The organism is Pseudomonas sp. GW822-FHT06B12 (assembly GCF_058799675.1).
Genome location: NZ_JBXALR010000012.1, coordinates 19,015 through 37,663 on the forward strand (window position 1 = coordinate 19,015; position 18,649 = coordinate 37,663).

Below are 18,649 nucleotides of genomic sequence, written 5' to 3' on the forward strand. Positions count from 1 at the left end.
CGGGTTTTTTTTCGTCTGCAGGAAAGGGGCTGTTGAGGGCTCACGTTGACGCATAGCCAATGGCTTACGCACGGTCGATGGTATGTCGTCTTTTGCGCTTTTTGTTTCAGGCCTAATCTGACTCCATCAACTGCAGCGCAGGACGCGCTCAGGGTCATGGATGATCGACCATTTGCAAGGAATGCAGCGACAGGATGTCGTCATGGTCTTGGAAAACCCGCTTCGGCGGGTTTTTTTATGAGCGCTGTAAAAGTCTGTTTCAGACCTGGCCAAGCGCTTGACCGAGCCGTGCCGCTACGCGTTCGGTGATCAGCGTGCGCTGGTTGAGCGAGGCGGCTGTCCGCCGATGAGCTTCCTCCAGCACGGCTTTCGGCGCGGTGTGCGGGTCGCCGGAATTGAACGGCGGTGCAGGCGCGTATTCGAGTTGCAACTGCACCCGTTGCGCCACGTCATCGCCATACAACTCGGCGGCCAGGGTCAGGGCAAAATCGATACCGGCAGTGATCCCTCCACCGGTCAGCAGATTGCCGTCGCGCACCACCCGGTCCCGAACCGGAATAGCGCCCAAAAGACTCAGTAATTCATGGTAGGCCCAGTGGGTCGTCGCACGTTTGCCCTTGAGCAATCCAGCGGCGCCGAGCACCAATGCGCCGGTGCACACCGAGGTCACGTAGCGTGCCTTGGCGGCGTGTTTGCGAATGAACGCCAGGGTCTGCGGATCTTCCATCAATGGCCCGACACCGCTGCCGCCGGGGATGCAAATCACATCCAGGTCCGGGCAGTCATCAAATGTGGTGGTCGGCTTCAGGACCAGGCCGGTGCTTGCCGTCACAGGGACCAGGTCCTTCCAGATCAAATGCACCTTCACGTCCGGCAGCGAGGCCAGCACATCGTAAGGTCCGGTCAGGTCCAGTTGCTGCACCTGTGGAAACAACAGAAAACCGATCTGCAACGTCATGACGCTATCTCCTGGGTCTGCGTGTTCGCACCCGGTTCGGGTGGACGGTTTGACTGTATGCCCGTAGGATTTGGCGTACACGCCAATAAACCCTCGAATTACGCCAATCATGCCGAAACCGCCGAAAACCGTTCATGTGCTGGCCTTCGCCAAAGTGCAATTGCTCGATGTCACCGGGCCGTTGCAAGTGTTTGCCACGGCCAACGACATTGCCGCGCAGCGAGGATTGCCGCCGCCCTATGCGCCGACGGTCATTGCCGATGGCGGCGGGGCGGTGATGTCCTCGGCCGGGTTGGCGTTGCTGGCCGAACCGTTACCGGACGGACCGTCCGACACGTTGATCATCGCGGGCGGCTGGGGTGTCTATGCGGCGGCCGAAGACGCTGTGCTGGTGGACTGGGTGCGCCAACAGGCTGCGGTTTCCCGGCGCATTGCGTCGGTGTGCACGGGCGCATTTTTGCTGGCGGCCAGCGGTTGGCTCGACGGTCGCCGAGTGGTCACCCACTGGACCCGCTGCGATCAGCTGGCGCAAAAGCACCCGAAACTGCGAGTCGAGCCCAATCCGATTTTCATCAACGACGGCCCGGTCTGGACCTCGGCCGGAGTCACGGCCGGCATCGATCTGGCGCTAGCGCTGGTGGAAGCGGATCTGGGGCGCGGCATCGCCCTGGAAGTCGCCCGACAACTGGTGGTGTTCCTCAAACGCCCAGGCGGCCAGTCGCAGTTCAGCGTGACTCTGGACCTGCAACAGCACGGCAACCGCTTTGATGAGCTGCACGCCTGGATCGCCGAAAACCTCTCCCTGGACCTCGGCATCCCGGCGCTGGCCCTGCAAGCTGGCATGAGCGAGCGCAGCTTCATCCGGCACTATCGCGCCGACACCGGCCAGACCCCGGCGCGGGCGATCGAACTGATCCGCGTCGAAACTGCACGACGATTGCTGAGTGACACCGGAGTGCCGATCAAACGGATCGCCGTGCAATGCGGGTTCGGCAGCGAAGAAACCCTGCGCCGCAGTTTCCTGCGGGCCATAGGCGTGACACCGCAGGCGTATCGTGAGCGGTTTTCGCGGGAGAGTGTTGTTGAGGAGGTTTGAGTCGCCCCTAGGCTTCCATTTCCGACGGCTGGTTGAAGTATTTCGAGCGATCCGGGGTGAAGGTCACGACCATTCTGGTGCTGGAGCAGGTCATCGTCCGTTCCTGAGTCAGGTCGATATCCAGGTCTTCACCGCGCAGGCCTTGCCATTGGGCGAGGTATTTGAGGGAGCCGAACTTATCGCGTTTCTTCAGGCTACGGCTGACGCCACCTTTCCAGCCGAGTACCGGGAGTTCGCCGGCCAGGCAGCGTTTTGAAAGATCGGGGAATTTAGCGGCGCGTTCGCGACCGATTTCCCAGCATTTGATCAGACCTTTGTCTTCGGCTTCCCAAAGTTGATCCCGGGTCAGGCCCGATCGGGGAGGTGCTTTGATGCTGCATTGGATGCGCTGGGTCATTCTGGTTCCTTGAATGCGGGTTTTGTTGAACAGCTCCGCTGTACCCGTTGAGGGGGCGATGTTATGAGGCCGGTGGCTGGCTTGCAACCGCATATTTCAGCGTGCGGGATCGCCAGGATCGCAGCCTGCGGCAGCTCCTACGCAAATCCGTAGGAGCTGCCGCAGGCTGCGATCTTTTGGGGCTTTCATCATTAAACGCGTTTCGTCAGGTAGACCGGGTCATCGTTCATCGCTAGCAAGCTAGGCTCCTACAGAAGTGGTGTTGGCCGGGGAAATATCCGACGGGGATTTAAGGTTGCGGTTGGGAAGGGTGCAGGGCTAGTGTTTGCGGGTCGCTGCAAAATCAGTGACTGGGTTTGGTCGCCCGGGTTTAGAATGGCGCACAGAACCGCGTGAGCGGTTTTTTTGCTTATTGGCAAACTGTGCGTGGGAGGGCTTAGGCCCTGCCGGGTTTCCATTCCCTGGTCGACCAACCTGCGTACAGTTCGCCACCCTTCTGCTTGGTCGCAGAAATGGCGAACTCCAATTTCTGAATGGAGTTTCAACCATGGTCAAAATCACCCCCAATCCCCCCGAAAACCCTAGCGTTTCCCCTTACGACGCCCTCGACTCCAGCAAGCTGCATGACGCCGCCGAGCGCGCGTTGGATTACCACTTGCCGCCGTTCACCCCGCCACCGAAACTCGATACCCGGCCGGGTAAAATGTTTGTGGTCATTCCCGATGCCGATAACGAAACCCTGCTGGCCCACGCCAGCGAAACCCTGGCATCGGTGAATGTGCTGGCCAGCGATCTGGCCTTCGAACTGGAAGGCTCGCGCCGTCATGTGGCGCTGGCGATTCAACAGATGGTGGTGTTGAGCGAGTTATTGGTGAACCGGGCGCTGGATAATTTCGATCCTTACGACTAGGACGCGTAGAGCACAACCTGTGGCGAAGGGGCTTGCCCTAATGCCAGTCAATTAAGGTGAAAACCTGTGGGAGCGAGCCTGCTCGCGATGACGGCATTACATTCAAGATCAATGTTGACTGACCCACCGCTATCGCGAGCAGGCTCGCTCCCACATGGATTGCCCTTAACTTACCGGTAAAAGGGCGAGTCTCCTTGTCACAAAGGATTGTCTGTCACCAGAACCTTACGGCTGCCAGTAACTCTTTTCCCCACCCAGTTTCCGATCGAGAAAACTCGCCGCGCTGATCAGTGCCAGATGGGTCAGCGCTTGCGGCGTGTTGCCCACGTGCCTTGCGTGGCTGTCGAACTCTTCGGCGTATAGCCCGAGCGGGTTGGCGTAGCGCAGCAGTTGTTCGAATTCCAGGTGGGCTTTTTCGAGCTGACCGGCGCGGGCCAGGCATTCGACGTACCAGAACGAGCAGGCGGCGAACGCACCTTCGGTGCCGGGCAGGCCATCAATCTGGCTATCGTCATTGTGGTAGCGGTAAACCATACCGTCGCGCACCAGGGTTTTCTGGATCGCTTGCAGGGTCGACAGCCAGCGCGGGTCCTTGGCGCTGACGAAGCGCACCAGAGGCATCAGCAGCATCGAACCGTCGAGCGCGGTGCCACCGATGTGCTGGACGAAATGACCATGTTCGGCGTTCCAGAAATTGCTCCAGATGTCGGCGTAGATCGCTTGACGGGTCTGATCCCAGCGGGCGAACGGGGCGGGCAGTGAGCGTTTCGAGGCAAGACGGATAGCCCGATCCAGCGCCACCCAGCACATCAGCCGCGAATGCAGAAAGTGATGCTGCTCGCCGCGCATTTCCCAGATGCCGACATCCTCTTGCTGCCAGGTGCCGCAGACCTGATCGACGACCTCGACGGTGTGCAGCCAACCCTCGTGGGAAATCGCTTCACCGTACTTGTTGACCAGGTACACCGCGTCCATCAACTCACCGAAAATATCCAGCTGAACCTGATCGTAGGCCTGGTTGCCGATACGTACCGGTCTGGCGTCGCCGTGACCGGACAGGTGCGTGAGTTCGGTTTCCGGCAGCTCCTGACGACCATCGATGGCATAAAGGACGTTGAGCTTCATCGGTTTGCCCTGGCAGTCGCTGACCCGTCCGCGCAACCAGCGCATGTAGGCGTTGGCTTCCTCGATAAAGCCCAGACGCATAAAGGCGTAAACGGTAAAGGAGGCATCACGGATCCAGGTGTAGCGGTAGTCCCAGTTGCGGACGCCGCCGGGTGTTTCCGGCAGGCCGAAGGTCGCGGCGGCGAGGATCGCACCATGTTTGCGCGAGGTCAGCAATTTCAGTGTCAGTGCCGAGCGGTTGACCATTTCACGCCAGCGTCCACGGTAATTGGATCGACCGATCCAGTCGCGCCAGAACTTCAGCGTGCGTTGCAGGCACAGGTCGCTGTTTTCATCCTTGAAACGTGGGTCGTCGAGGGCTCCCAGGAGGAATTCGGCGCTTTGTCCCTGTTCGAGGCTGAAGGTGGCGACGGCCGCGTTTTGTACAACCTGCATCGGCTGATTGGCACGCAAGCGTAAACCAGACTGATGAGCGGCTTCGAAGCAGATGTCTGCACCGTCGATCCGCGCCTTGGTCTGCGCTCGGGCGTAGTCATGGCGCACCGCGCAATGCAGGTGGAACGTGGCGCGGCCACTGACCAGTCGCACACGGCGGATTAATAGTGGCTGGTTCTCGTCGCTGTCGCCGATGGGCAGCAGGTCGGTGATTTCCACGACCGCACGTTCACTCAGCCAGCGGGTTTGCAGCACATTGGTGTCGGGCAGGTAGATTTGCTCGCGTCGAGCATCGGGCAGGTCGGGTGCCAGTTGGAAAATCCCGGCCTCCGGGGTGTCCAGCAATGAGCAGAAAATCGACGGGCTGTCGAATTCCGGCCAACAGAAAAAGTCCACGCTGCCCTTGTCGTTGATCAGTGCAGCGCTGCGCATGTCACCGATGATGCCATGAGCGTCGATAGCGCTTTGTCGCTCGTTGTAATGATCAGCCATTGCCGCGTAACTCCGGCAGCCTTGAGGGAGGGCCTAATTAGCTGACTGGCAAGGGAGCCAGGAGTTCAAGAAGCCGATTTTTTTGCCCAAGTATGTGAAGAGCAAATAGTTGTACGCTTACGACAGTCAATGAAAGCTGCAGACTTTTGCTCTTGGGTTGGTTGTCAGGCATGAGGGATCAAGGACGAGCCAAGGGCTGCGGCCAGTTGTAACCGAGCCTGCTCCTGCCCGCCATAACGAGCCGCAACATAGAGTCCGAGCAACTGCGTAAAGTCCTCGGCAATACTCGCGCCCTTTAGCGTCAGAACCCGTTCACCGTCCATGTAAACCGGGGCTGACGGATGCTCTCCAGCGCCGGGCAGGGAAATACCGATGTCGGCCAGACGACTCTCGCCCGGGCCGTTGACCACGTAGCCCATGACCGCCACCTGCATCTGTTCGACGCCCGGGTACACGGTCTTCCAGACTGGCGTTTGGCTGCGTAGAAAGTCTTCGATCTGTTGCGCCAACTCCTGAAAAAAACTGCTGGTGGTGCGTCCGCAACCGGGGCAGGCGACGACGCTCGGGGTAAAGGCTCGCAGTCCCATGGTTTGCAAAATCTGCTGCGCGACCAACACTTCGCGACTGCGGTCGCCATTGGGTTCCGGGGTGAGGGAAATGCGTAGCGTGTCGCCGATGCCTTCCTGCAACAGCACCGCCAGCGCGGTGGAGGAGGCGACGATGCCTTTGGAGCCCATGCCGGCTTCGGTCAAACCCAGGTGCAGCGGAAAATCGCAGCGCGCCGCAAGGTTGCGGTACACCGCGATCAAATCCTGCACATGACTGACCTTCGCCGACAACACAATGTGATCTGCTGGCAAACCCACCTCGATGGCGCGCTGGGCGTTTTCCAGTGCCGAGACCACCAACGCCTCGCGCATCACCGCATCAGCGGCCAACGGTTGAGCGAGCGTCGCGTTGGCATCCATCATGCGTGCGAGCAAGTCAGGATCAAGGCTGCCCCAGTTGACCCCGATCCGCACCGGTTTGTCGTAGCGGCAAGCGACTTCGATCATGCTGCAAAACTGTTCGTCGCGTTTGGCACCTTTGCCGACGTTGCCGGGGTTGATCCGGTACTTGCCCAACGCCTCGGCGCACGCGGGATATGCCGTGAGCAATCGATGGCCGTTGAAGTGGAAGTCGCCCACCAGCGGCACGCTGATGTTGCGCCGGTCAAGCAATTCGCGAATGTTTGCCACTTGGGCGGCAGCGTCATGGCTGTTGACCGTGATCCGCACCAGCTCGGCACCGGCGGTCGCCAGGCTTTCGACCTGGCGGGCCGTGGCCTGGGCATCGGCGGTGTCGGTGTTGGTCATGGCTTGCACCACGATCGGACTGTCGCTGCCCAGCTTCACCGAACCAATGGCGACCTGGCGGGTGCGACGTCTGGGGATGGCGCTGTTCATCGATTCGGCTCCTGTGGGGCGTGCCTTACTGGCGCGCAATCAACCCTTCGGGCAGGCGGAACTGCACGTGTTCTTCACGACCTGGCAGGGCCTCGATTTCAAGCGGGGCGATCCGTGCCAGGGCAGCGATTACATCGTCAATCATGGACTCCGGCGTCGAGGCTCCGGCAGTAATACCGACAGTCGGCCCAGTGCCAAACCATTCACTGCGCACCGCATTGCCATCGGCGATCAGGTAGCTGGGTTTTCCGCTTTCGCCGGCGATATCGCGCAAGGTCACGGAGTTGGCGCTCTTAACGCTGCCAACCACCAACACCAGATCGGCGCAGCGGCTCAATTCACGTACAGCGGTCTGACGATTCTGCACGGCATAACAAATGTCCCGGGTATCCGGTCCGACTATCTGCGGATAGCGCCGCTTGAGCGCCTCAACGACCGCGTGGGTATCGTCGACGCTCAGGGTGGTCTGGGTGATGTAGGCCAACGGTGTATCCGCCGCGAACGTCAACTCTGCCACTTCAGCGACATTTCGCACCAACGTTACCGGCGCCGGAATCTGCCCCAGAGTACCCACCACCTCCGGATGCCCGGCGTCGCCAATCAGAATCACCTGATATCCCTTGGCCGCATACTGCCGACCCTGGTTATGCACCTTGGTCACCAGCGGGCAGGTCGCGTCCAGCACCCGCAACTGACGCTCGCGGGCCTCGTCCTTCACGTCAGTGCCCACACCATGGGCGCTGAAAATGGTCACCGCATTCGCCGGCACTTCATCCAGTTCCTCGACAAACCGTGCGCCCTTGCCGCGCAGACTCTCGACCACATGCTGGTTATGCACGATCTCGTGACGCACATACACCGGGGCGCCGTATTGTTCGAGGGCCTGTTCAACGGTTTCGACGGCCCGGACCACTCCGGCGCAGAAGCCACGGGGTTGGGCGAGGATGACTTTCATGGGGTTCCCTCATGTTGAGTAGAACGTGAAAGGGAAAAATTTTGGTGTTCAAGTTTGGATGTAAGTCGATAGGTGGTTTGTTGTTAGTCAATTATCTTTTCATCGCTTGGAAACCAACGGATCGTATTGCCACCACCACTTCAAAGCATCTATCTCAATGGGTTTGGTGCTGTTGAAAGTTTCCGTTGGTTGTGGATCCGTTAACTGGCCCCCCACAAAGGCGTTATCGTCTGTATTACCGCTCATCGATTTATAGCGTCGTGTGTTTTGTGACCACACGGTGGCGCCGACGTAATAACGAATGACGGATTCGATGTAGGCTTTTACGCCGTCAGAGGCGTCTTTCTCCACATCCTCCTTTAAACGCAGGAACAACCCCAGCAAGCGCAAGCGCATATCCAGGTACTCATCGATAGCGGCATCAAAGCTGCACTGGCGTTCACGGATCAGCACGCGGATCAGGTTGTGCTCTTTATAATTCGAGCCGCGTGTCATTTCCTTCAAATAGGCATGCGGTTCAGTTTCCCAGGCCATCAGGTGAGCCAGCATTTCGAATAATGCCCGCACACGACGATCCTCATAGTCTCGTTGGGAGATGTCGACGTTGGCAATTACATGTCCCAGCGTCGGGAATGACCAGGCACCGCCGCCGGTTACCCGCATGGACACATAGTCGTTAACCGATGGCGTAGGGTTAACGGCCTTCCACATCTCCGCCATCATGTAGATACGCATGGATTCAACGAAGCAGGCGGTTTGCTCTGGTTTCGCGAATTTATCAAGGCGTATACGCAAATCACGAGCGGCCAAGGCATAGCGGTCCTGCGAAAGTGCGTACTCCGGCGATTCGAACTGACGCCAGATTTCGGCTGAGGCCTGAATGAATTTGTCTGGTTTACTGGAGATATCCCCTTCATCGCAATATTCATCGTCGTAAGCAAAGGCCCACATGCAGAAATCGATGCCAACTTGCAGCAGTTCATCACTGCCGACGGGATACATCATTGAGCCCAGCCAACTGCAATGGATATTGGCCAGCCGTTCGCGTTGATGGTCATCCTGATACAGTTCAAAGCGATCGGCATAAGCACGGGTGGCCTGCTCGAACGGACTATTATCGTAGCGATCCAGGTCCAGATAAGGGGTTGGGTTACCTATTGCAAAGTGGGGATGAACAGCAAGCGTGAATGGCTGGGGAAGCGGCGGTAATTTGATGGTCATGATTTTGCCCTCTGCGGATAGAATTGAGTGGTCCAACGACGGTAAACGGCCATATTGGATTCATCGTTAACCAGTTGAGGGGCGCTCAAAAAGCGTCGGTTACTCCACACGACAAAGTCTTCTTTAACCGTTTTTACGAACCAGCGATGAATGAAAAAAAGTGCCAACGCATAGGTGATACGACACAGCGGTTGTGGCAGCGATTTGATCCGGTCAACACGAATGGTATCTACCATGCGGAACGTCCAGCCCAAGGGGGTCGTTTGGGTGCCCAACGCCTGCGTTCTTGCCAGTAAACCTAAGCGTTCAAACGAGGCTTCACCCACTGCGTACCCGATGCCGTAACACGTCATCCGCATAGTGACGACCTGGCCGAAGACCTTTGCCCGCATGGTGTAAATCATCCGGTGTCCGTCCTCTTGATGGTCTGTGGTGACCTCCTGCAGGCCATGCAGATACGAAAAGTGATTAGGGTCGGCGCTGTTTTCCGTCATGTCCTGGGACAGTCCCTGTAACTTGAACGTCTCGTAACGCCCCTGAGAAAAACCAGCACAGTCCAATTCAGGTAATTCCCAGTAAGGTGGCTGATTATCTTCATGCCGCCAGACAAAGAGGACGTTATCGACCTCTTTGAAATAGCGCTGTGTCAATGCAGCACAAGGGGGTTTTTGGCCGTTTCCCGTTCTGATGCACTGTCCTTGTGGGTTGAAGGTGAGGCCATGAAACGGACAGACGAGATCCTCACCGATGACTTTGCCGCCATAACCCAAGTGGGCACCCAAATGTGGGCAATAAGGGTCAATCGCTCGGGCTAACCCCGAAGCCGTACGGTAAAGCACCAACTCCTGCCCCATGAAGGGGACTCGTATCACCGCACCTGGCTTCAACTCATGGCTAAAGCAGGCCGCGAACCACCCATTGGGATAAGGCAATGCGACCTGCGCTACCCCTGTTGCACTGCGCTTATGGCCGATATTTTTCCGGGCAGGGATTGAAACAACCTCTTCCTGCTCGGTGATGGGAGACGCATCCATAACCCGCTCCTTCACTGACCCGGTTTTGTGACGATCACGCTATACGTCGATACCTTGTTCTTGAGCAGCGCCACCGACCAGTTCTCCGCCAGCACCCGCAACTCCTCCAACGCACCCGTCACCCCGTGAGGGAACAGTTCCTTGTTCTCGATATTGGCTTTCGAGTCCATCAACCAGCGCGCCACATCGATGTTGGACGGCAACACACGCATGTCGTGGGTGGTGAAGCCACTCTGTTCCAGCACTTCACGAAAGTACGTCGGTGATTTGCGGTGTTTGCAGGCGAGACGGTCGACCTCGTCCGGGGTGTCGGAGGTGTAGGCCGTGGGCGGGGTGTTGTAGAGGTTGTCCGAGATGACCACCACACCGCCTTCGCGCACGCGGCCAGCAAGGGCGCGCATGGTGGTTTCGTAAAGCTCGTCGGGGAAGTGCGAGATTACCCCGCGGATGATCACCAGATCGTAGGGCTCATCGGCGTCCGGCAGCAGTTCGACATCCTTGGCGTTGCACAGGTAGAGGTTGATGCGTTCGGACAACCCTTGCTCGGCATGGAACTTCGCGCAGTGCTCCAGTTGCCGGCGGCTGACATTGACCCCGTCCAGGCGTTGGCATTCGGGGAAGCGTTCGGCCAGGTATTTGAGGATGTAGCCCCAGCCGCAACCGATGTCGAGGATGCGTTTGATCGGTGGGCGATCCGGCGCTTCGAGGCCGGCGAGTTTCAGTTGCCGTTCGAAATAACGAATACCGGACTCGTCGAGGCTGATAGGCGGGGTCGAGCGCGGATCGTCGTAGACGCCGAACTGAAACAGCCGGTAATCACCAATGGCCTTGCCCCAATCATCCGGGCTGTCGCCATAGGTATACGCGACCTTCTCCTGATAACTGTCGACACTCGAACCCTGGATGATTTCATAAGGCAGTCGGGTTTTGTCGACGCGGGTGTTCTTTTCTGGTTGGCTGCTCATGGCTCTCTCCTTGTGATAGTTCACTTCATGCTCTTGCGCGCAACGACGCGGGTGTTGTCGGGCTTTCGATCAGCGGATTGTCCAGGCTGCGCTCGATCAGAAAGCGCTGGATCGATGCGGTGATACCGGTGGCATCGAGGCCGCAAGCACTAAGCATCTGTTCGCAGGTGCCGTGCTCGATGAACTGGTCGGCAAAGCCCAGTTGCAACACTGACCGGGAGAGGCCGGTGGTGATCAGGTGCTCAAGGCAGGCCGAGCCGGCCCCGCCCATGACGCTGCCTTCTTCGACGGTCACCAGCACGTCGTGGCTGTGGGCGAGGTGTTCGATCAATGCCCCGTCGAGCGGTTTGATAAAGCGCATGTTGGCGACGCTTGCATCCAGGGTTTCAGCCGATTCCAGCGCAGGGAGCAGCATCGAACCGAAGGCCAGGATTGCGATGCGGCAACCCTTGGCTTGGCTCGAGGTGCGGCGAACTTCGCCTTTGCCCAAGGGCACTCTCGTCAGTTGTGGCAGCGGCGCTTGACCGCTGCCGACACCCCGCGGATAGCGCACGGCGGTTGGGCCGTCATGCAGCAGGGCGGTGTGCAGCAGTTGCCGGCATTCGTTTTCGTCGGCGGGTGCCATGACCGTCAGGTTCGGCACGCAGCGCAGGTAAGCAATGTCGAAGGCGCCGGTGTGGGTGGTGCCATCGGCACCGACAATGCCGGCTCGGTCGATGGCGAACAGCACCGGCAGATTCTGGATCGCGATGTCGTGGATCAGTTGGTCATAGGCCCGTTGCAGGAACGTCGAGTAGATTGCCACCACCGGCTTGAGGCCTTCGGCGGCCAACCCGGCGGCGAAGGTCAGGGCGTGTTGCTCGGCGATGCCGACGTCGAAGTAGCGCTCAGGGAAGCGCCGCTCGAACTCCACCAGCCCGGAACCTTCGCGCATGGCCGGAGTGATGGCGACGACACGCGGGTCATGTTCTGCTTCATCGCACAGCCACTGGCCGAACACCTGGGTGTACGTTTGTGTGCTGGCGGGCGTTGGAAGAATGCCCTGTACCGGATTGAATTTCCCTGGTCCGTGGTACATCACCGGGTCGGCGGCGGCCGGCGTATAACCGTGACCTTTTTCCGTGACGATGTGCAGTAGTTGTGGCCCGCGCAGACTTTGCATCGCTTGCAGCGCGTGGACCAATTCGTCGAGGTCATGACCGTCAACAGGGCCGGAATAGTTGAAGCCCATGGCTTCGAACAGCGTGGCCGGTGCAACCAGCCCTTTGAGGTGGGCCTCGGTTTTGTGGACCAGTTCGTGTACGGCGGGAACATCGCGCAATAGACGCTTGATATGTTCCTTGGTCGAGATCGCGCAGCGATTGGTCGTCAGTTTGCCCAGGTAATGACGCAGCGCGCCGACGGCTGGCGAGATCGACATGTCGTTGTCATTGAGGATCACCAGCAACGGCAGATCCTTGTAGAGCCCGGCATTGTTCATCGCTTCGAACGCCATGCCACCGGTCAGTGCGCCATCGCCGATCACCGCAATGCAGTGGCGCTGCTCGGCCTTGTTCCGCGCCGCCAGTGCCATGCCCAGCGCCGCCGAAATCGAGGTGCTGGAATGGGCGGTACCAAAGCTGTCGTAGAGTGATTCACAGCGCCGCGGGAATCCGGAAATTCCACCCAACTGACGAATGTTTGCCATGGCGTCGCGACGCCCGGTGAGGATCTTGTGGGCATAGGCCTGATGACCGACATCCCAGACAATCCGGTCCTTGGGTGTGTCGAACACGTAGTGCAATGCAATGCTCAGTTCGACGGTGCCCAGATTTGCCGAGAGGTGGCCGCCGGAGCCCGAAACGCTGTGCAGGATGAACGCCCGCAGTTCGTCTGCCAGTGGGGCCAGCGCACCGGTATGCAGGGCTCGCAGATCAACCGGGCTGTCGATGGTGTTGAGCAACTCGAACATGCTGGACTCCTTCCTTGAGCGTTATCCGGATGGCCGTGGATTTCAGTGAGCGCGCTTGATAATCAGGTCCGCGAGACCGTGTAGCCAGGTCGCTGCGGCACCGATAGGTTCCAGCGAGTTGTGGGCCTGCTCGACCAGTTGCTGCGCCAGTTGCGTGGCCGGATCCAGGCCCATGATCGAGACGTAGGTGGGTTTATAGTCGCGGGCATCCTTGCCTCTCGTAAAAATGTGGACGGAGCGACAGTGCTCAGCGGTGGCTATGCGCGAGTTCTTTCCAGCCGCGCACCCCCGCCGGCCCGACCTGTTCGAAGATCCGGCGAAACCAGATGCTGAAGGCTTCAGGGGTTGCCGCGATGCGTCCCGGTATCTCGGAGAGCTTCAGCCATTGCCAGCTATGGGCTTCCTCGGGATTGGCAATCGGCGGAGTGCGGCTGATACCGGCGAACACGTGGTCGTATTCATGCTCGATAAGCTGGTTCGATACGCGTTCGTGGTAGAGCAGGGTGGAAACGGGCGTCAGTTTGCAGTTGAGCCCCATCTCTTCGCGCAGTCGGCGTTTGGCCGCCGCGCAGGTCCGTTCACCCTGGCGTGGGTGTCCGCAGCAAGCGTTGGTCCACAGGCCTTGAGAGTGGTATTTGCCCAGGGCACGTTGTTGCAACAGTACTCGACCATTGCCATCGAAAATGAAGATCGAGAATGCCCGGTGCAGAAGACCCTGTTGATGGACACGCAACTTCGGTGCAGTGCCGATTTCACGATCGTCTGGATCAACAAGTATCAAAGTTTCTTCCATGGTCAAACTCCATTGGGTCTTCGCTACGGGGCGTTATTGTGGAGCGGATGACTGTGTGGGTTTGGTTTTGTTTGTGTGTGGGTCAGAAATTTAGTTGGGTTTTTAATATGTGCAAGTATTTTTTATGTTTTTAATTGGGTGGGTTGTTAGTTGTGCTTTTATATTTATTTTGTATAGTTATTTAGAGAAAACCTTTAGGTCTATACGGTCTAGTCAATATAGCTAATGCTCATGGGGCAGAAACTTGTAAAGTCGTGGCTGTTTGCTATCTTCGAGGCCGAAGGCTCAAGATCAGTGTTCTTTTTGCAGGTAGTGGGCGGTGGTGATGAGTTGCGCAAAGTTCTCTGCTCATGTTTTAGCGTCGGGGAGAGGAGGGTTTGACTGCGCTCTGTCAGCGGATGAATAAACGGTAATTGGGAGGTTGATAGGCTCAGTTGCGTTTTTTATAGGGGATTAGCTGATTTTTTATTCGGGTGAATAAGTCAGGGGTGAAAGCTTATGGCACAGCGCCTATTGGTTATCGACTCGACCGGCTCTAGGGGAGACAGTACTTTAGAGACGGTCGCGCGCAATTCGGATATATTCGTTGTGTTTGCGCTCAGTGCGCATTGCAATATGCAAAAACTATTTGAACAATGTTTAAAATTTGAGCCGGCGTTGGCCATTGTCAGTGAGCCGCATCACGCCATTGAACTTCAGGCTCATCTGCAAACTACGCGACTGCGGACCGAGGTTCAGTGCGGCATTGCAGCGTTATGCGCAGCGGCCGCTGCGCCTGAGTGCGACATGGTGGTGGGCACTGAAGGCGCGGAGGGGCTTTCAGCGGCGATGGGTGCTGCGCGGGCGGCCAGGAAAATCCTGCTGCTCAATTGGGACGCGTTGCTGACGTCAACCCGAATAGCGCCTGATGTCGTTAGCACCCGCTGAAAGAGTCTTTTCATCCAGCAGAATCTGCCACCACTCGCAGTCCTCTTAAAAGCAACTCCAACCCCTGCAATGCCTCCCTCAACCTTTCACCGGGCTCATGACTCTCCCTCGAATCGGCAATTTCCGATTTTACAGGCGGGCGCTTTATGGCAAGTTGCACACCCCAGCAAAGGATGGCCCCCCTGATGGCAAACCCTTATCGAGCGCTGTTCAACGCCCCCGGCAGCCGCGCCTTTGTGCTGGCGGGGATGGTTGCGCGCATGCCGATTTCGATGACCGGTATCGGCCTGATCACCATGCTCTCGCAATTGCAGGGCGGTTACGCGTTGGCCGGGTCGGTGGCGGCAACCTTCGCCTTGGCCACGGCGTTTTGCGCGCCGCAGGTATCGCGCATGGTCGACCGTTTTGGTCAGCGCCGGGTGCTGCCGATCTCTGCTTTGATCGGTGGTGGCGCGTTGTTGCTGCTGTTGCTGTGTACAAGATTACAAGCGCCGAACTGGACGTTGTTTGTGTTCGCCGCGCTGGCCGGTTGCATGCCGAGCATGTCAGCGATGGTGCGGGCGCGCTGGACCGAGCTGTATCGCGGTCAGCCGCAGTTGCAAACCGCCTATGCCCTGGAGTCGGTGCTCGACGAGGTGTGTTTTATCGTCGGGCCGCCGCTGTCGGTGGGGCTGTGCGTGGGGGTGTTTCCCGAGGCCGGGCCGTTGGCGGCGTTGCTGATGTTGGCGGTTGGAGTGACGGCGTTTGTGTTGCAACGTAGCACTGAGCCGCCGGTGCATCCGCATGACGCAGATCAACCGGGCTCGGTGGTGGGTTCGGCGGATATACGCCTGTTGATGCTGTTGATGGGCGCCATGGGCACTATCGTCGGGGTGGTGGACGTGGTCAGCGTGGCTTTCGCCCAGCAGCAGGGCCAGCCGGCAGCGGCGAGTATCGTGTTGTCGGTGTATGCCATCGGTTCGTGCCTGGCCGGGTTGGCGTTTGGGGCGTTGAAATTCAACGTGCCGTTGCCTCGGCTGTTTCTGTACGGCGGGGTGGCAACGGCGCTGACCACGCTGCCGTTGCTGTGGGCGGGGAACATTTTCGGGTTGTCGCTGGCGGTGTTTGTCGCCGGGCTGTCTTTTGCACCGACACTGATTGTCGCCATGGGTCTGGTGGAGCGCATTGTGCCGCCGGCCAAGCTCACGGAGGGCCTGACCTGGTTGATTACCGGTTTGAGCATTGGCGTGGCTATCGGTGCGGCGGGTTCCGGCTGGTTGGTGGATGCCTTCGGCGCACGCAGCGGGTTCTGGCTGTCGATTGCGGCGGGAGCCGTGGTGCTGGGTTCGGCTGTTCAGAGTTTTCGCCGACTCAATGAGCGTTAGCGCCAACTGACTCAGATCCACAACCTGGCGCCGTACCTGTGGGAGCGTGGCTTGCCCGCGAAGCGAACACCGCGATTTTTCAGGCATTGCGCGTCATCGTTCATCGCGGGCAAGCCACGCTCCCACAGGTATGGCGACTAATTTGTGTTGTGCGTCATCCGTACTATTTTCAGACAACTTGAGTGAGGGGAATGCGGTGACCCAGCTGACACTGCTGTGCCTGCCCTATTCGGGCGCCAGTGCCATGGTTTACAGCCGCTGGCGGCGCAAGCTGCCGGAATGGGTGCAGGTCAAACCGGTGGAGCTGCCGGGGCGGGGCGCGCGTTTTGACGAACCCTTGCAGACCGACATGCGCGAACTGGCGATGCAACTGGCCAGGGAACAACGTTCGTCCTTGAAAACGCCTTATGCGTTATTTGGTCATAGCCTCGGGGCCTTGCTGGCGTGTGAAATGGCCCACGCTTTTCGGGTGCTGGGCGCGCCGGAACCAGTGGCGCTGTTCGCTTCCGGAACGGCTGCGCCGACGATGCGTTCGGACTACGACCGGGGCTTTTCCGAGCCCAAGTCCGACGTCCAATTGATCGAGCAATTGCGCAGCCTCAGTGGCACTAGCGAAGAAGTGCTGGCCAATGAAGAACTGATGAACCTGACCTTGCCGATCCTGCGGGCGGATTTTTTGCTGTGCGGGCGTTTTCAGCCTCTTGAGCGCCCACGACTCAAATGCCCGGTGCACGTGTTCGGTGGCAAGGCCGACCGGGCCAGCTCCGAACAATTGATTGGCTGGAGCAAGGAAACCCAAGGCAGTTTCTCGGTGGACATGCTGGCCGGCGGGCACTTCTTCATTCATGAACATGAAGCCCAAGTGCTGCGGGCGATCCAGAGCTATCTGGAGGTTCATCATCGTCGGCATGCGATGGTCGCCGTCGGTTAATTATCATTTCCTATAAAGATCGCAGCCTTCGGCAGCTCCTACGTTGGGATGGCATACGCCCCGTAGGAGCTGCCGAAGGCTGCGATCTTTTTTATGTTTCATGCCCTGAGCGTTCAGTCTTTGACATATTGATGCTCGCCTTGATGTGGTATGTGTTTGGTGCCAGCACCCCTGGACAATCAAACCTTGTTCCTGCGAAGGGCTTAGGCTAACAAGGAGAGTGCTCATGCAAGCCATCGACAACATCAACCTGACCTCGCTGGTCGACACCCTGGTCAGCCTCAGCGCGGCGTTCATCTTGGGCGGATTGATCGGCTTCGAGCGCCAGTACCGCCAACGCACGGCGGGGCTGCGGACCAACGTGCTGGTGGCGGTCGGCGCGGCGATTTTCGTCGACATGGCCAACCGTCTCGGCGGTGCCGACGGGGCGGTGCGGGTGGTGGCCTACGTGGTGTCCGGGATTGGTTTTCTCGGTGCCGGGGTGATCATGCGTGAGGAGGGCAACGTGCGCGGCCTGAACACCGCCGCCACCCTGTGGGCCTCGGCGGCCGTCGGTGCTTGCGCCGGTGCCGACCTGGTGCTCGAAGCGGCGCTCGGCACCGTATTCGTCCTGGCGGCGAACACCCTGCTGCGGCCAATCGTCAACAATATCAACCGTCAACCACTGGACGTGATCTCGGCCGAGGTCACGAACATCGTTTACGTCATCGCTCAGCGCTCGAAGCAAAAGGCGGTGTTTTCCCTGCTCGAAGCCGAGCTGGAACGCAGCAACTACCCGGCCAGCGATGTCGACGTGCACGCCTTCGGCAACGACGAGGTGGAAATCGAAGCCACCCTGGCCACGACTTCGGTGGACGGCGACGAGCTGGATGCGCTCGTGGCGCGGCTCTCCATTTCACCACTGGTGCAACAAGCGTTCTGGAGCCCGAGCACTACCGAGTGACCGATCGATGAGCGGCACTGACCTGCTGCGCTGGCTGCTGGTGTCATCGGTGTCACAACAAAAAAAATAAAAGTAGATGGAACTGTTTCTTTCAGAAATGTCCTACAGAAATACCGCGGCATTGCCCTTAGTCTCAGGCGCTCTTGATAAGGGTGGGCGCAAACGGCCGCACCGTCATTGCAGGGTCAATCTACTATGCCGAATAAATCGTTACGTATCCTGATCGCCGATGAGCAGCATTTTCATCGCATGAAAATCGAGCGCAACCTGAACCAGCTCGGTTATTTCCGGATCGCTCCCGTGCACTCCCTTGCGGAGCTGCTCAGCGTTGTCGAATACGGCTGTGAGCCGTTTGATCTGGTCATCATCAATGCAACCTTGTTTACCGGGACCGGCCTCGACCCGGTGGCCTTCTGCCAGGACAACCAGCAAATCCGCCATACGTTGATCTACGATGCCCAGAAAGCCGGATTGCCCGCGTTGTTCGCCGTCCAGCGGCACAACGTTCGGATCAGCCAGGCTCGCGTACCGGACCAGGAAACCCTCGAAGGTCTGATGAATCGCGTCGATATGCCGATTCACGGTTCCCAGCGTGGACAGGCCCGGCAGCAGGGCGGTTTGCGCGCCTGAGCCACACGACCGTTCGTCTGAACTGTCAATTCTGACAGGTAGTTTCGCTCCGTTTCTCGTGCAACAGTCGTTGCGCA

General features: G+C 58.7%; 18 protein-coding genes. 7 read left to right on the forward strand and 11 right to left on the reverse strand.

Features of this window, described 5'->3' with window-relative positions; all coding sequences use genetic code 11:
• Positions 1 to 259: 259 nt before the first annotated feature.
• Positions 260 to 958 carry an isonitrile hydratase gene (gene inhA / locus AC1RKH_RS23015; protein WP_493063856.1) on the reverse strand — a complete coding sequence of 233 codons (699 nt, stop codon included), beginning with the start codon at positions 956 to 958 and terminating at the stop codon, positions 260 to 262.
• Between the two features lie 109 nt (positions 959 to 1,067).
• Between inhA and AC1RKH_RS23020 the strand changes: the two genes are divergently transcribed.
• Positions 1,068 to 2,054, forward strand: a complete 987-nt coding sequence (locus AC1RKH_RS23020) for a GlxA family transcriptional regulator (protein WP_493063855.1) — start codon at positions 1,068 to 1,070, stop codon at positions 2,052 to 2,054.
• A 7-nt stretch (positions 2,055 to 2,061) separates the two neighbouring features.
• Here the strand turns inward: AC1RKH_RS23020 and AC1RKH_RS23025 are convergent, their stop codons facing one another.
• Positions 2,062 to 2,451: a hypothetical protein gene (locus tag AC1RKH_RS23025; RefSeq protein ID WP_123426626.1), complete on the reverse strand. Its 390-nt coding sequence runs from the start codon at positions 2,449 to 2,451 to the stop codon at positions 2,062 to 2,064.
• A 547-nt stretch (positions 2,452 to 2,998) separates the two neighbouring features.
• On the opposite strand from AC1RKH_RS23025, the gene AC1RKH_RS23030 reads away from it, so the two are divergent.
• Positions 2,999 to 3,361, forward strand: coding sequence for a DUF6124 family protein (locus AC1RKH_RS23030; RefSeq protein ID WP_493063854.1), 363 nt, complete (start codon positions 2,999 to 3,001; stop codon positions 3,359 to 3,361).
• Positions 3,362 to 3,586: 225 nt separating this feature from the next.
• Here AC1RKH_RS23030 and AC1RKH_RS23035 read toward each other — a convergent pair whose 3' ends face one another.
• From AC1RKH_RS23035 to idi, 9 genes are all read right to left on the reverse strand, one after another.
• Complete coding sequence (locus AC1RKH_RS23035; RefSeq protein ID WP_493063853.1) at positions 3,587 to 5,413, reverse strand: glycoside hydrolase family 15 protein; 1,827 nt, start codon at positions 5,411 to 5,413, stop codon at positions 3,587 to 3,589.
• Positions 5,414 to 5,577: 164 nt separating this feature from the next.
• A complete protein-coding gene (gene ispG, locus AC1RKH_RS23040) occupies positions 5,578 to 6,858 on the reverse strand; it encodes a flavodoxin-dependent (E)-4-hydroxy-3-methylbut-2-enyl-diphosphate synthase (protein WP_493063852.1) in 1,281 nt (426 codons plus the stop codon).
• 25 nt (positions 6,859 to 6,883) lie between these two features.
• Positions 6,884 to 7,813: a 4-hydroxy-3-methylbut-2-enyl diphosphate reductase gene (ispH, locus tag AC1RKH_RS23045; RefSeq protein WP_493063851.1), complete on the reverse strand. Its 930-nt coding sequence runs from the start codon at positions 7,811 to 7,813 to the stop codon at positions 6,884 to 6,886.
• Between the two features lie 99 nt (positions 7,814 to 7,912).
• On the reverse strand, positions 7,913 to 9,034 hold the full coding sequence (locus AC1RKH_RS23050) for a terpene synthase family protein (protein WP_493063850.1): 1,122 nt from the start codon (positions 9,032 to 9,034) through the stop codon (positions 7,913 to 7,915).
• The gene (locus AC1RKH_RS23055; protein WP_493063849.1) at positions 9,031 to 10,068 is read right to left on the reverse strand and encodes a Rieske 2Fe-2S domain-containing protein; all 1,038 of its coding nucleotides are present in this window, start codon (positions 10,066 to 10,068) and stop codon (positions 9,031 to 9,033) included. The genes AC1RKH_RS23050 and AC1RKH_RS23055 overlap by 4 nt, the downstream gene beginning before the upstream one ends.
• Positions 10,069 to 10,079: 11 nt before the next feature.
• Positions 10,080 to 11,033 carry an SAM-dependent methyltransferase gene (locus AC1RKH_RS23060; protein ID WP_493063848.1) on the reverse strand — a complete coding sequence of 318 codons (954 nt, stop codon included), beginning with the start codon at positions 11,031 to 11,033 and terminating at the stop codon, positions 10,080 to 10,082.
• Between the two features lie 25 nt (positions 11,034 to 11,058).
• Positions 11,059 to 12,984, reverse strand: coding sequence for a 1-deoxy-D-xylulose-5-phosphate synthase (gene dxs, locus AC1RKH_RS23065; protein ID WP_493063847.1), 1,926 nt, complete (start codon positions 12,982 to 12,984; stop codon positions 11,059 to 11,061).
• Positions 12,985 to 13,026: 42 nt separating this feature from the next.
• The gene (locus AC1RKH_RS23070) at positions 13,027 to 13,158 is read right to left on the reverse strand and encodes a hypothetical protein (RefSeq protein WP_493063846.1); all 132 of its coding nucleotides are present in this window, start codon (positions 13,156 to 13,158) and stop codon (positions 13,027 to 13,029) included.
• Positions 13,159 to 13,231: 73 nt separating this feature from the next.
• Positions 13,232 to 13,777: an isopentenyl-diphosphate Delta-isomerase gene (gene idi / locus AC1RKH_RS23075; RefSeq protein ID WP_493063845.1), complete on the reverse strand. Its 546-nt coding sequence runs from the start codon at positions 13,775 to 13,777 to the stop codon at positions 13,232 to 13,234.
• Between the two features lie 498 nt (positions 13,778 to 14,275).
• Here idi and AC1RKH_RS23080 point away from each other — a divergent pair, with 498 nt between their 5' ends.
• The 5 genes from AC1RKH_RS23080 (at position 14,276) to AC1RKH_RS23100 (ending at position 18,572) form a co-directional block, all read left to right on the forward strand.
• Positions 14,276 to 14,704 (forward strand): hypothetical protein, encoded by a 429-nt coding sequence (locus tag AC1RKH_RS23080; protein ID WP_493063844.1) that lies wholly within the window; start codon positions 14,276 to 14,278, stop codon positions 14,702 to 14,704.
• 185 nt (positions 14,705 to 14,889) lie between these two features.
• Positions 14,890 to 16,068: an MFS transporter gene (locus tag AC1RKH_RS23085; protein ID WP_493063843.1), complete on the forward strand. Its 1,179-nt coding sequence runs from the start codon at positions 14,890 to 14,892 to the stop codon at positions 16,066 to 16,068.
• A 196-nt stretch (positions 16,069 to 16,264) separates the two neighbouring features.
• Positions 16,265 to 16,999 carry a thioesterase II family protein gene (locus tag AC1RKH_RS23090; RefSeq protein WP_493063842.1) on the forward strand — a complete coding sequence of 245 codons (735 nt, stop codon included), beginning with the start codon at positions 16,265 to 16,267 and terminating at the stop codon, positions 16,997 to 16,999.
• 226 nt (positions 17,000 to 17,225) lie between these two features.
• Positions 17,226 to 17,942 (forward strand): MgtC/SapB family protein, encoded by a 717-nt coding sequence (locus tag AC1RKH_RS23095; RefSeq protein ID WP_493063841.1) that lies wholly within the window; start codon positions 17,226 to 17,228, stop codon positions 17,940 to 17,942.
• A 195-nt stretch (positions 17,943 to 18,137) separates the two neighbouring features.
• The gene (locus AC1RKH_RS23100) at positions 18,138 to 18,572 is read left to right on the forward strand and encodes a response regulator (protein ID WP_493063840.1); all 435 of its coding nucleotides are present in this window, start codon (positions 18,138 to 18,140) and stop codon (positions 18,570 to 18,572) included.
• Positions 18,573 to 18,649: the final 77 nt, after the last annotated feature.

Bases quoted from the DNA above. Each gene is read 5' to 3' on its own strand.
- ispG (WP_493063852.1), bottom strand. From the start codon at position 6,858: ATGAACAGCGCCATCCCCAGACGTCGCACCCGCCAGGTCGCCATTGGT.
- AC1RKH_RS23035 (WP_493063853.1), bottom strand. From the start codon at position 5,413: ATGGCTGATCATTACAACGAGCGACAAAGCGCTATCGACGCTCATGGC.
- AC1RKH_RS23030 (WP_493063854.1), top strand. From the start codon at position 2,999: ATGGTCAAAATCACCCCCAATCCCCCCGAAAACCCTAGCGTTTCCCCT.
- ispH (WP_493063851.1), bottom strand. From the start codon at position 7,813: ATGAAAGTCATCCTCGCCCAACCCCGTGGCTTCTGCGCCGGAGTGGTC.
- AC1RKH_RS23085 (WP_493063843.1), top strand. From the start codon at position 14,890: ATGGCAAACCCTTATCGAGCGCTGTTCAACGCCCCCGGCAGCCGCGCC.
- dxs (WP_493063847.1), bottom strand. From the start codon at position 12,984: ATGTTCGAGTTGCTCAACACCATCGACAGCCCGGTTGATCTGCGAGCC.
- AC1RKH_RS23095 (WP_493063841.1), top strand. From the start codon at position 17,226: ATGCAAGCCATCGACAACATCAACCTGACCTCGCTGGTCGACACCCTG.
- AC1RKH_RS23020 (WP_493063855.1), top strand. From the start codon at position 1,068: ATGCCGAAACCGCCGAAAACCGTTCATGTGCTGGCCTTCGCCAAAGTG.
- AC1RKH_RS23060 (WP_493063848.1), bottom strand. From the start codon at position 11,033: ATGAGCAGCCAACCAGAAAAGAACACCCGCGTCGACAAAACCCGACTG.
- AC1RKH_RS23100 (WP_493063840.1), top strand. From the start codon at position 18,138: ATGCCGAATAAATCGTTACGTATCCTGATCGCCGATGAGCAGCATTTT.
- AC1RKH_RS23055 (WP_493063849.1), bottom strand. From the start codon at position 10,068: ATGGATGCGTCTCCCATCACCGAGCAGGAAGAGGTTGTTTCAATCCCT.
- AC1RKH_RS23070 (WP_493063846.1), bottom strand. From the start codon at position 13,158: ATGGGCCTGGATCCGGCCACGCAACTGGCGCAGCAACTGGTCGAGCAG.
- idi (WP_493063845.1), bottom strand. From the start codon at position 13,777: ATGGAAGAAACTTTGATACTTGTTGATCCAGACGATCGTGAAATCGGC.
- AC1RKH_RS23050 (WP_493063850.1), bottom strand. From the start codon at position 9,034: ATGACCATCAAATTACCGCCGCTTCCCCAGCCATTCACGCTTGCTGTT.
- inhA (WP_493063856.1), bottom strand. From the start codon at position 958: ATGACGTTGCAGATCGGTTTTCTGTTGTTTCCACAGGTGCAGCAACTG.
- AC1RKH_RS23025 (WP_123426626.1), bottom strand. From the start codon at position 2,451: ATGACCCAGCGCATCCAATGCAGCATCAAAGCACCTCCCCGATCGGGC.
- AC1RKH_RS23080 (WP_493063844.1), top strand. From the start codon at position 14,276: ATGGCACAGCGCCTATTGGTTATCGACTCGACCGGCTCTAGGGGAGAC.